This is a genomic window from Teredinibacter waterburyi, from assembly GCF_001922985.1.
GTDB lineage: Bacteria > Pseudomonadota > Gammaproteobacteria > Pseudomonadales > Cellvibrionaceae > Teredinibacter > Teredinibacter waterburyi.
In genome coordinates, this window is the sequence record NZ_MRUH01000103.1 from 138,522 (window position 1) to 151,338 (window position 12,817).

At 48.3% G+C, this 12,817-nt stretch carries 8 protein-coding genes; 6 read left to right on the plus strand and 2 right to left on the minus strand.

What is annotated here, in order from left to right:
• Positions 1–6: 6 nt before the first annotated feature.
• The 3 genes from IDZ20_RS07555 (at position 7) to IDZ20_RS07565 (ending at position 5,146) form a co-directional block, all read left to right on the plus strand.
• Positions 7–1,137: an efflux RND transporter periplasmic adaptor subunit gene (locus tag IDZ20_RS07555; protein WP_188150812.1), complete on the plus strand. Its 1,131-nt coding sequence runs from the start codon at positions 7–9 to the stop codon at positions 1,135–1,137.
• Positions 1,138–1,183: 46 nt separating this feature from the next.
• Positions 1,184–4,327 (plus strand): efflux RND transporter permease subunit, encoded by a 3,144-nt coding sequence (locus IDZ20_RS07560; RefSeq protein ID WP_188150813.1) that lies wholly within the window; start codon positions 1,184–1,186, stop codon positions 4,325–4,327.
• A gap of 276 nt (positions 4,328–4,603) precedes the next feature.
• Complete coding sequence (locus IDZ20_RS07565) at positions 4,604–5,146, plus strand: hypothetical protein (protein WP_188150814.1); 543 nt, start codon at positions 4,604–4,606, stop codon at positions 5,144–5,146.
• A 103-nt stretch (positions 5,147–5,249) separates the two neighbouring features.
• On the opposite strand, the gene cysK is transcribed toward IDZ20_RS07565, so the two are convergent.
• On the minus strand, positions 5,250–6,296 hold the full coding sequence (cysK, locus tag IDZ20_RS07570) for a cysteine synthase A (RefSeq protein ID WP_188150815.1): 1,047 nt from the start codon (positions 6,294–6,296) through the stop codon (positions 5,250–5,252).
• A 430-nt stretch (positions 6,297–6,726) separates the two neighbouring features.
• Here cysK and IDZ20_RS07575 point away from each other — a divergent pair, with 430 nt between their 5' ends.
• The 3 genes from IDZ20_RS07575 to typA all read left to right on the plus strand — a co-directional run bounded on the left by IDZ20_RS07575 (position 6,727) and on the right by typA (position 10,909).
• Positions 6,727–7,680: a hypothetical protein gene (locus tag IDZ20_RS07575; RefSeq protein ID WP_188150816.1), complete on the plus strand. Its 954-nt coding sequence runs from the start codon at positions 6,727–6,729 to the stop codon at positions 7,678–7,680.
• Positions 7,681–7,691: 11 nt separating this feature from the next.
• Positions 7,692–8,786: a CARDB domain-containing protein gene (locus IDZ20_RS07580; protein WP_188150817.1), complete on the plus strand. Its 1,095-nt coding sequence runs from the start codon at positions 7,692–7,694 to the stop codon at positions 8,784–8,786.
• Positions 8,787–9,091: 305 nt separating this feature from the next.
• Positions 9,092–10,909, plus strand: a complete 1,818-nt coding sequence (gene typA, locus IDZ20_RS07585) for a translational GTPase TypA (RefSeq protein ID WP_188150818.1) — start codon at positions 9,092–9,094, stop codon at positions 10,907–10,909.
• An 86-nt stretch (positions 10,910–10,995) separates the two neighbouring features.
• Here typA and recQ read toward each other — a convergent pair whose 3' ends face one another.
• The gene (gene recQ, locus IDZ20_RS07590) at positions 10,996–12,786 is read right to left on the minus strand and encodes a DNA helicase RecQ (RefSeq protein WP_188150858.1); all 1,791 of its coding nucleotides are present in this window, start codon (positions 12,784–12,786) and stop codon (positions 10,996–10,998) included.
• Positions 12,787–12,817 lie beyond the last annotated feature (31 nt).

Genomic DNA, 12,817 nt, shown 5'->3' on the forward strand with positions numbered 1-12,817 from the left:
CCCGACATGTTGAAACGTATTTTGTTGACACTTGCAGCACTGCTGGTGCTTATCGCAGTTTTGGCTGGCGCCAAGCTTAAACAGTTTATGGATATGGCGGCGGCTGGCGAGTCAATGGTAATGCCTCCAACGGTCATCGCTGCGAGCGAGGCGAGCTATCAGGACTGGGAAGTATCCCTGAATGCTGTCGGTTCTCTGGAGGCCGTTCAGGGTGTAACGGTTACCGCCGACAATCCCGGCCGAGTGGCCGAGATAGCCTTCACCGCTGGCGCTGATGTCGAGGCTGGAGCGGTGCTAATCAAACAAGATATCTCCTCAGAACAAGCACAGTTGCGAGCCGCGGCAGCAAGTGTAGAGCTGGCGCAGGCCAACCTCACGCGTTTGACCGAGTTGTTTAAAAAGAAGGTGGCATCGCAAGCGGAGCTAGATGCATCACAAGCCAGTTACAAGCAAGCGGTCGCACAGGCAGACACCATACGAACAAGCATTGAAAAGAAAACCATTAAGGCCCCATTTGCCGGGCGTCTTGGTATTCGCTTGGTCAACTTGGGGCAAGACCTTGCTACCGGTGGTGCAATTGTTTCACTACAGGCGGTTGATCCTATTTATGTAAACTTTTCCTTACCGCAACAAGATATGGCAAAACTTAAACCTGGGCTAAGTGTGCGAGTACGCTCCGATGCCGCGCCGGGAAAAGTGTTTGAAGGCAAGGTGACGGCGATTAACCCCGAAGTGGATTCCTCCACGCGGTCACTCAGTGTTCAGGCAACCTTGGCAAACCCGGACAAACAGTTACTACCCGGCATGTTTGCCAGTGTTGCGGTTGTTATGTCCGATGTTAAACGGGTACTCGCCGTGCCGGTAACCGCCGTTGCCTACGCCACCTATGGCGATTCCATCTTTGTCGTTACTGAGAAAAAAGATGAGAAAACTGGCGAGACAAGCTTAGTGGCTCAGCAGCAGTTTGTTCGGCTTGGTAAAGCGCGTGGCGATTTCGTTTCAGTCGAGGCTGGAATCAATGAGGGTGATCAGGTGGTTAGCTCTGGCGTATTCAAATTACAAAACGGGGCGGCAGTGAGTATCAATAACTCAGCCATGCCAGAATTTAGTGCCAATCCTCAGCTGGAAGATAATTAATTCACCAGCTTTGTAAACGTATTTAACGGATTGTGAGACTTAAAGAATGAAATCTTTTACCGATATTTTTGTACGGCGGCCGGTGCTCGCGATAGTGGTGAATTTAGTCATCATTATTGCCGGTATTCAAGCGATGAGCTCGCTTACGGTAAGGCAGTACCCGCGTAACGATAACGCTGTGATTACCGTTAACACTATGTACATTGGTGCTAACGCCGAGCTCGTCCGAGGTTTTATTACAACGCCGCTCGAGCGTGCTATATCTGGGGCGGACGGGATTGATTATATTAGCTCGTCGTCAACTCAGAGCATGTCGACGATTAATGTTCGCTTGGAATTAAACTACGACCCGATTAAAGCCTTGACGGAAATAACCGCCAAGGTAAATCAGGTGAGGGGCGACCTTCCGCCGGAAGCGGAAATACCAATTATTAATGTGGAGTCGGCGGACAGTGCCTTTGCTTCTGCCTATTTGAGTTTTAGCTCAGACATTCTTGAAGACAACCAAATTACCGATTATCTGGTGAGAGTTGTACAGCCACGCCTATCGGCGCTTGAGGGTGTGCAGCGTGCCGATGTGTTGGGGGCGCGTACTTTTGCGATGCGTATTTGGTTAAAGCCGGAATTGATGGCGGCCTATAACATTACCCCAGTACAAATTCGCCAAGCGCTTGCCGCGAACAATTATCTTGCGGCATTGGGTAGCACAAAAGGTTCGTTTATTCAGGTAAACCTCTCTGCGAACACCGATCTAAACAGTGTGGACGATTTTAAAGAGCTGGTTGTTCGCGCCGAGAACAGCGCAATAATTCGTCTTAAAGATATCGCCGATGTCGTTTTGGGCTCAGAGACCTACGACACTGAAGTTCGTTACACCGGCAAAACAGCAACATTTATGGGGATCTGGCCATTACCAAATGCCAACTCCCTAGATGTGATGAAACTTGTTAACGCCGAGATGGAAGATATTCAGGCGAGCCTACCAAAAGGTATGGAGGGTATTATCGCCTATGACGCGACTAAATATATTGAGAGTTCTATTCACGAGGTGATTAAAACTCTCACTGAAACACTGCTAATCGTAGTTTTAATTATCTACCTGTTTTTAGGCTCAATACGCTCGGTCATAATTCCAATTGTGGCTATCCCCGTGTCGTTAATTGGTGCCGTGTTTTTAATGCAATTGTTCGGGTTTAGTTTGAACCTGTTAACGCTGCTTGCGGTGGTATTGTCCGTGGGGCTGGTGGTGGACGATGCGATCGTGGTGGTCGAAAATGTTGAGCGCCATATTGCCGATGGGCAGACACCCATGAAAGCGGCAATACTGGGTGCGCGGGAATTGGTCGGTCCAGTTATTGCCATGACCGCAACACTCGTTGCCGTGTATCTCCCGATTGGTTTGCAGGGCGGTTTGACCGGCTCGTTGTTCCGCGAATTCGCCTTTACGCTTGCTGGCGCGGTTACTATTTCTGGGGTTGTTGCTTTAACGCTATCGCCGATGATGTCATCGCGTATGTTGAAGAAGGGCATGGAAGATGAAGGTTTCGCTCATGTTATTGCGGTGACCTTCGAAAAACTTCGACAAAAATATATGAAAGGCTTGGACGCTACCTTAAAAGCGCGTCCGGCAGTTTATATTGTTTGGATTGTTATTAGCCTATTGTGCGTGCCGATGTTTATGTTTTCGGCGAAAGAATTAGCGCCTACCGAAGATCAGGGGGTGATATTCGGTATTGTAGAAGGCGCATCAAACTCATCGTTAGATCAGGCTTCTATTTATTCTAATGCGGCTAACGAAGCGTTTATGAGTATTCCTGAAACGGATTTTACCTTCCAGTTAACCTTTCCTACTGGCGGGTTCGGTGGCATGGTGTTGGCTCCTTGGGAGGAGCGCGAGCGTACCGTTTTTGAAATTATGCCTGAAGCCAATGCCAAGTTAATGCAGATTAGCGGTATTAACATGTTTGCGATTACACCGCCGGCATTGCCCGGTGGTGGTAGCTTCCCTGTGGAGTTTGTTATTGCCTCCACTGCAGAACCGGAACAGATTTTAAAGTTTGCTCAAGAGCTGCAGGAAAAAGCCACCATGAGCGGTATGTTTGCCTTCCCGCCGCAAATCGATACCAAGGTTGATTTGCCCGAAGCGGAGTTACATATTGATCGCGATAAGGTTGCCGATTTGGGATTAAATATGCAGCAGGTTGGTGCCGACGTCGGAGTTATGCTTGGTGGCGCTTATGTGAATCGCTTTAACATTGCTGGACGAAGTTACCGCGTTATTCCGCAGGTAAAGCGTAGCGAGCGATTGAACCCAGAACAGCTCGAAGATATTTATATTACGGGGCCTGAAGGGAAGTTAGTGCCTTTATCTACGGTTGCGGATATTCGCCAAAAAACAGTACCGCGTTCGCTGAATCGCTTTCAGCAGTTAAATGCGGTGAAATTGAGTGGTGTTGCGGTACAGCCTTTAGATGTAGCCTTGTCGTTCTTGGAAGACGAAGCGGCCAAGATACTACCTAAAGGTTTTATGATCGATTACACCGGTGAGTCGCGGCAGTTGCGACGCGAGGGGAATAAGTTTTTGCCGGCGTTTAGTTTGGCGATTGTGCTTATCTTTTTGGTTCTAGCTGCACAATTTAATAGCTTCCGCGATCCGTTTGTGATTCTTTTAGGATCTGTACCTTTGGCCATGTTCGGGGCCCTGATCTTTACCCTGTTAAAAATTCCTAACCCGAATATGAGTTATTGGACGGACGGCTGGACGACGACACTCAATATCTATTCGCAAGTTGGTTTGGTAACGCTAATTGGCTTGGTGGCGAAAAACGGTATTTTGATGGTGGAATTTGCCAACAAAATGCAAGGCGTAGGGCTGAGTAAACTGGCCGCAATTCGTGAATCTTCATCGACTCGTTTACGCCCTATTCTTATGACCACGGTTGCTACAGTGGCAGGCCACTTTCCTCTAACATTGGTTACTGGTGCTGGTGCCGAGGCGCGTAACTCGATTGGTTTAGTGTTGGTGGGCGGTATGGGTATTGGTACGCTGTTTACCCTTTATGTTATACCATCGCTGTATATGTTGATTGCGAAAGATGAGCACGGGCAGTTGTCATCGATTCCAGAACTGAGTGAATCGGATAGCGATGAAGACGAATTTGAGCCGAAATTTGCGCCGGTGAATGTTTAGGTCATTCGATCTATCAATTTGAGCCAACTGAGTTCTACCGCTAAAGGCCCGCGTTAACTACGCGGGCTTTTTCGTTTAACGGCCGTACCGGCAGGACAAACGTAAGGCTTTGTAAAAACGAGACGTCTGCCCAGCAATCTTTTATAGAGCTGCTAGTTTTACGCTTAGCGATAACAAAGCGAACTTTACTCGGAAGTTTACGCTACAGAATGTTGCGTAAATTTTTACAGTCATCCGGCGTGAAAGTAAGGCGTCATTTGGGTTTGAGGGTTTTATATGCGTTTTTTTTTACTATTGGCAGTGTCGGTTAGTGTATTGATTATGACGGCGTGTGGTGGCGGTGGTGGTAGCGATTCGGACAGCAGCGATGAGTCCGCGTCATCAAGCAGTTCATCTTCCTCGAGTAGCTCTTCGTCCAGTAGTACCTCAAGTGGAAGTAGTGCGGCTAACGGTAGCCATAACCCGGGTAGCGACTGTTTAACGTCGGGCTGCCATTCGGCGAATGACGCGATGGCTTTTAGCGTGGCCGGTACAGTCTATCGCGCGGGCGGGTCTGCGCCGCAAACTAATGCGACTATTACTTTGTACACCCACAACACCAACACCATAGAGGCCGTGCTAAGCAGCGATGACAGTGGCAACTTCTATACCCAAGAACCACTAGAAGGAATTTTTACCGGCAATGGTTTTGTTACGGGTGTAGATGTTCATATTGCAACGCCAAACGGCAATCGCGAAATGCCGGGGGCTGTTTCAAATGGTTCCTGCAATAGTTGCCACAGTACCGCTGGTGGCAATGGCAAGATTACGGCGGGCTAGTTGACAGTCGTTAAGTGAAAGTCTGCGTAACAAAAAAGCCCCCGCTTGGATTCAAGGTAATGTGAATCAGTGTGGGGGCTTTTTTGTGTTGGGCGCTTCCGGTTTAGGTGAACTGATACCCAGGTGTTGAGCGAGAAATGCCATCTTCTTCTTCGGTCATCTCGACCGCTACATCCGCAAACAAAGGTGTGGACAGATATCGCTCACCGGTGTCTGGCAGCATGCAAAGGATGTTGCTACCCGCAGGTGCTTGTTTTGCCAGCTCTAATGCCGCGGCGAAAGTCGCGCCGCCAGAGATCCCAACAAATAACCCTTCTTGGCGCGCGAGGTCTTTCGCACACTGAATTGATTGCTCGCCAGTGACTGGGATATTTAAATCAATATGGTGGTCGTTAACCACATCTTCGACCAGTTTTGGGATGAAATCCGGTGACCAACCTTGAATTGGGTGCGGATTAAAACTGGGATGACCTGCAGCGGGTGAGCCGTCGGCATGCCTTTCTTGTTTAATGCCGCTGGCAATTTGCGCCGCGTTGGCCGGCTCTGTAACAACAATTTTAGTCTTCGGGCTTTCTGCTTTAAGTACGCGCGAAACACCGCGTAGGGTGCCACCTGTACCAGTTCCGGTTACCCAGTAATCTAACCCTATATCGCTAAAATCGCGCAGTATTTCAATTGCTGTGGTGCGTGAATGCATATCAGGGTTGGCTTCATTTTCAAATTGACGCGCTAAAAACCAACCGTTTTTATCCGCCAACTCTTTAGCTTTGTTTACCATCCCAGTGCCTTTTTGGGCAGCGGGTGTTAACACAACTTTAGCGCCTAAAAAGCGCATAAGCTTACGTCGTTCGACGCTAAAGGTTTCGACCATAGTTACTACCAATGGGTAGCCTTTTTGAGCGCACACCATAGCAAGACCGATACCTGTGTTGCCGCTTGTTGCTTCTACTACCGTTTGGCCCGGCTTAAGCTCGCCGCTTTTTTCGGCCGCTTCAATAATGCCTAGCGCTAAACGGTCCTTTACCGAACTCATTGGGTTAAATGCTTCAACTTTTACGTAAAGGTTAACGTTATCTGGTGCTAGTTTGTTTATTTTAACTACCGGTGTATTGCCAATGGTTTCGAGTATGTCGCGGTAACGTTTAGTCATCATCATGCTCCCAATGAGTCGTTGTGGGTGGCGCTTTGGATTGTGGGTGCCTAGCTTAATCCATTTGCCGCATTTTTACACCGTTATTGACCGATTAGTTTGTAAGAGAAAGCCTACAAAAAAGATAGATATTAAGGCAATAATTCACAGACTTTGAAACGCTATTAAGCAGTAAAAAAAATAGCTGTACTAATGTTTATGTGCAGACATTTTACCTACCGACTTTAGTCTGTAAGCAAAAAAAAACGCTGTTTTATTCGCAAATAAAAAGGCGTTTAATGGCCTCCGTGTTGAACGGATTGCTTAGTATGCATTGATCAATACCGGTTGTACTTTCTGTGGAGTGCAGCCAACAGGAGCTTGCTAGTTGGAGTGCGGGGTTGCCAATCGATTAGCGGGCATTAGTTAATAAAGTAATGGATTAAGCCTTATGAAAATTATTCCCTTTTTCGGCCTGGTGGCCGCGTTTGTACTTGTCTCTATATGTGAGCAAAGTTTTGCTCACAGCGCCAACGATTCAGCGGATACAGGCATGTTGCCGCTGGTACACGACTCCAGTGCGATTGTATTCGGTAAAGTCATTGATATTGAATACAAAAACTCCGAACCCAGCAAGGAAGAGCCAACGGGGTTGCCACACACATTTGTTACCTATCAAATTGAAAAAGCCTTTCGCGGCAAGTTACGCGAGGAACGCTTAACTTTACGCTTCCCCGGTGGCGCGGATGGCGCGGGTGGATACTATATGGATACTAATACCCCAACCTTTTCCCGGGGTGAAACCGATGTATTGTTTGTGCTCGGCGGAGAAGTGGAGGGCTGCCCGTTAGTTGATTGTGTTGAGGGGCGTTTTCGTATCTACGAAGATCAAGTGTATAACGCCTGGGGTGTGCCGGTTGTTGAGGTGCTTAAAGAATTAAAAATAGGTGGCAAGCCTCGCTTTGATTTAAACGTAATGGAAATTCCTCGGCCATCGTTTGAGCAAATAATGCAGCGTGAAGACTTTAAAGAAATTATCGAGTCCGATAAGTCGGCTAGCGGTATGACCTTAAAAGAAATGCGCGAAGTGTACGAAAAGGAAGCACCTGAGTTTTACCACATTAGTTATGGCGTTGAAGGTGAAGTGGCCACGCCAGACGAGTCTAAAGATGGCGAAGTAACGCCTATGGAAATCTTTGGCAAGCCGCTGACTGTCGATGCATTTTTTGCCGCTCTTGAAGAACTTGCGAAGGAAGCAGAAGAACCACGCTTAGAAGTATTGTCGGCTAGTTCCGCTAAAGACTTTTATATCGCGCCACCAACAGTAGAAAAGCTGGAAGACAGCGAAGAGAAGGCAGCAGCCTATACGACTAAAGCCACACTAACCGTCGCTGACGGCAAATAGGGAGTAATGAAATGAACGGAATCAAGACTTTTTTTGCAGTTGTGAGTTTGGTGCTATTAGCATCGCCTGCTTTCTCGGCTTCATGGTTGGAGTGTAATGGTGATAGTGGTAAAAAATTGCGTTGGAGTGGGAATTCAACCAGTGCAAGAATTAACACCATTAGTTTTTCGGGTAGCAACTTAACGGCAGCACAACGCGGCATTGATATGACCAATACCAATCCATCGCCGTTTAATATTAACCGTACAACCGAAACCGGCGGTGTTGGCTCGGGAAATGGACAAAATGAAATCTATGCGCAGAACATCTCGCCTCCAGGTGTAGCAAAGATGCGTTACCACTGCTATTGGCTGTTTGGTTGGCACTATGGCTTAGACGAAGTGGATATCGTTCTAGACACGAGCATTAGTTGGACGTCATCGCAGGCTAAAACCAGTAACTCCGCCTATACCGGAACGCGTTCGCCAATCGATGCGGTAATTGTGCATGAAGCGGGTCACTACCTAGGTTTGATGCATGTGAACTCGGAGTACAACGTTATGGGAGATTCTTGGCGGCATCACCACACCAATGGCAGTACTGCACGTAGTTATTTTGGTGAAGATGCGTCCCATGGAGCGCGCACGCTTTATGGCGACCAGAGTAGCTCGTTTCGTGATGTTTCGGTCTCTCATTGGCGTCGCACCGGCTCCAGTGGTGAGTACTCCAGTCACGGCCGTGTACGTGTTCGCAATAGCGCCAATAATGGCACGCTTGCCGGCATTACTATAAATGGCGAGCCGGGCTTTAGGGTTACTCGGGGCACGACTGTGCGACCTGAATTTACCATTGAGAATAACGGTAAGCAGTCTCACGCCAACGTCCAATACGGCATCTACATCTCGACCAACGACACCATAAGCACCTCGGACCGTCGCATTGGCGGTGGTGTGTTTGGCAATATTCACCCAGCAAATGTGATGACCACAACTGTTCCGGTTTATATCCCAACAGACCTTAATGCGGGACAGGACTATTGGTTGGGCATTATTCTGGATGAGAACAATGTCATCTCGGAAGTAAGTGAATCTAATAACAAGACCTATACCCCCGTTAGAGTTCAGTAATTTGCGGCTAGATTGCGGCAGGGATGCCGACATCGCGATAAAAAGCAGGGCAGTTGGCAGGGAATGCCAATTGCCCTGTTTGCGTGTAGATAGCGAGATTTTAGTCTCAATAGGCTATGTCTGCTGACTTGCGGGCATGACGTTGGCTGCACGAACATCGCTAATCGGCCAAAGCCGCGCGCCAAAAAACGTCAAATACTACGATTGATCATAAAATAGCTGTTTTCCCATCCTCGCGGGCGCTATAATGCGCGCCGTTTGACCCCCCTTTAGGCATTTCCGCCCGCATTTATGAGGCTCCCCCTGTGATAGAAAAGTTGCGCAATATTGCCATTATTGCCCACGTTGACCATGGCAAAACCACGCTTGTAGATAAGCTTTTAAAGCAATCCGGTACCTTGGACCGTCGTGATGAAGGCTCAGAGCGCATCATGGATTCCAGTGATCAGGAGCGCGAACGAGGCATTACCATTCTCGCGAAAAACACCGCTATTCGCTGGAATGACTACCGTATCAACATCGTGGATACCCCAGGACACGCCGATTTTGGCGGTGAAGTGGAGCGCGTACTTTCGATGGTGGACAGCGTATTGCTATTGGTTGATGCGGTTGATGGCCCTATGCCACAAACCCGTTTCGTAACCAGTAAAGCCTTTGAAAAAGGTTTGAACCCAATTGTTGTTATCAACAAGGTTGACCGCCCCGGCGCTCGCCCAGATTGGGTTATGGATCAGGTGTTCGACTTATTCGACCGCTTGGGTGCTACCGATGAGCAGTTAGATTTCCCTGTGATCTATGCTTCGGCCTTGAACGGCATCGCCGGTCTCGACCAAGATAACCTAGCGGAAGATATGACGCCGTTGTTCCAGTTGATTGTCGACAAAGTTAAGGCGCCAGAAGTTGAAATTGATGGCCCTTTCCAGATGCAGATTTCGGCACTGGACTACAACAGCTACGTTGGTGTAATTGGTGTTGGTCGCATTAAACGCGGTCGATTAAAGCCTAGCCAGCAAATCGTCGTTGTTGATAAAGACGGAAAAACCCGTAAAGCCAAGGTGCTGCAAGTTATGGGGTATCACGGCCTGGAGCGAGTTGATACCGATGAGGCAAATGCTGGTGATATCGTTTGTATTACCGGTGTAGATAAACTCAGTATCTCCGATACCTTGTGTAGCCCAGAAACGATTGAAGCACTTCCCGCTTTGACTGTGGATGAGCCAACCGTGAGCATGACCTTCCAGGTAAATGATTCACCATTCGCCGGTTTAGAAGGTAAGTTCATTACTTCGCGTAATATCAAAGACCGCTTGGATCAAGAGCTAATTCACAACGTTGCTTTACGTGTAAAGCAAGGTGATACGCCAGACAAGTTCAAAGTGTCTGGTCGCGGTGAATTACACCTATCTGTGCTTATTGAAAATATGCGTCGCGAAGGCTTTGAGCTGGGTGTGTCTCGTCCAGAAGTTATTCAGAAAGAAGTCGATGGCGAAATTCACGAGCCCTACGAGCAAGTGGTTATTGATGTTGAAGAACAGCATCAAGGTTCGATTATGGAAGCCCTGGGTTTGCGTAAAGCCGAATTGACCAACATGGAACTCGATGGTAAAGGACGTGTGAAGCTAGAGTTTTTAGTGCCTTCTCGCGGCTTGATTGGTTTCCGTGGTTTATTCCTAACACTCACATCTGGCTCTGGCATCATGACCAGTATTTTTGATCACTACGGCCCTGTTAAAGAAGGCGAAGTGACCAAGCGTCAGAACGGTGTATTGGTTAGTATGGTTAAGGGTAAAACCTTGGCATACGGTTTGTTTAACTTGCAGGATCGCGGCCGCTTATTTTTGGGTCACGGCGCTGAGGTTTATGAAGGTCAGGTGGTTGGTATCCACTCTCGCGATAACGACCTTGTAGTAAACCCAACCAAAGCTAAGCAGCTAAACAATATCCGCGCAGCAGGTACGGATGAAGCACTTACCCTTACTCCACCGATTCGTCATACTTTGGAGCAGGCGCTCGAGTTTATTGAAGATGATGAGCTGGTAGAAGTAACGCCGGTTAGTATTCGTATACGTAAAAAGTTATTGTTAGAAAATGAACGCAAGCGCGCGAAAAACGCCGCGAAGTAGTTTGTTTGAATGCAATACTAAAAAGCCCATCTAAGTGATGGGCTTTTTTTTACTCGAAATTTAATACCGCCAAGTGAGTTTATTAATTACATCTCGCCGCGATACTCAAACTCGCGAATAACATCTAAAAATGCCTCGCCATAGGCTTCGAGTTTTCGGTCACCAATGCCGCTAATGGAAATAAGCTCTACATCGGTTAACGGCTTCTTCGATAGTAATTCTTTCAGTGTCGCATCGTGGAAAATAACATAGGGTGGCACGCCATGCTCATCGGCGAGGTCTTTGCGGCACTTGCGCAGCGCATTCCAAAGCGGTAGATCCTCATCGCCGATATCGGCCATTACCTTGCGTGTTGCACGGGCTTTTTCTGGGGCCTTATCGCGTCGCAGTTCAATGGATTTTTCACCGCGTAGAATTTCTCGGCAGGGTTCCGTTAAGCGCAAGCTACCATAGCCATCTGGGTCTACGTCTAAATACCCCAGTGCGACCAACTGTCGAAAAATAGACCGCCAATCATTAATCGTTAAATGTTTGCCAATGCCGTAGGTCGATAATGCTTGATGACCAAACTGACGAACTTTTTCGTTTTCACTGCCACGCAAAATATCAATCATATGGGAAGCACCAAAGCGCTGGCCGCTGCGATAGACACAGCTTAACGCCATGCGCACAGCTTCGGTGGCGTTCCAAGTATCGGCGGGTGTTAGGCAGTTATCGCAATTGCCGCAGGGGTTGACTAGAGTATCGCCAAAATAGCGTAGTAATACTTGTCGCCGACAGCTAGTGATTTCACATAAGCCAAGCATGGCATTCAAGCGTTGTTGTTCATTGCGCTTAAAATTATCGTTGCCATCCGAGCTCGCCATCATTTGTCGTAGCTTTACAATATCTTCTAGGCCATAGAGCAGCAGTGCTGTTGCCGGTTCGCCATCGCGGCCGCCACGGCCGGTTTCTTGATAATAGGCTTCGATGCTTTTTGGCATATCCAAATGTACGACAAAACGCACATCGGGTTTATCGATACCCATACCAAAGGCGATAGTCGCGACAATAATAACGCTCTCTTCGCGTAAGAAACGGGTTTGATTACTTGCACGCGTGGCAGCGGGTAGACCAGCGTGATAAGGCAGTGCGTGAAAGCCTTGGGTGCATAACCATTCAGCGGTTTCCTCGACTTTCTTACGTGATAAGCAGTAGACGACACCGGCACTATCTTTGTGTTCACTCTGCAGAAAATCGAGAAGTTGTAGTTTTGGTTTATTCTTTTGGTTAATACGGTACTGAATGTTGGGGCGGTCGAAGCCAGCGATAAATTGCTGCGCGTTCTCCAAACTCAAGCGGCTAATAATTTCGGCGCGAGTGCGCTCGTCGGCCGTCGCGGTGAGGGCGATGCGCGGCACCTGTGGAAAGGCTTCATGGAGAATATTAAGTTTTAGATAATCTGAGCGGAAATCATGCCCCCACTGAGCAACGCAGTGAGCTTCATCAATTGCGAATAAGGCGATGGGGGACTGCTGCAACAGCGCCAGCGTACGAGGCTGAATTAAGCGCTCGGGCGCGATATAAATCAGATCGATCTCACCTTCGCGCAGCGCATTCTCGGTTTGCCACGCAGTGTTAGCGTCGAGTGTAGAGTTTAGGTAACCGGCGCGAACACCGAGTTCCTTTAGCGCATTAACCTGATCTTCCATTAATGCGATAAGTGGTGAAATAACCACACCGACACCCGCGCGAGCGAGCGCGGGAATCTGGTAGCACAGAGATTTTCCGCCGCCGGTCGGCATAATAACCAAGGCGTCTTGTCCGGCGCAGACACTGTTAATAATGTCTGCCTGGGAGCCGCGAAACTCGGGGTAGCCGAATACATGCTGCAACAACGCTTGTGGGTCGGTGCTGCTATCAGGGGGT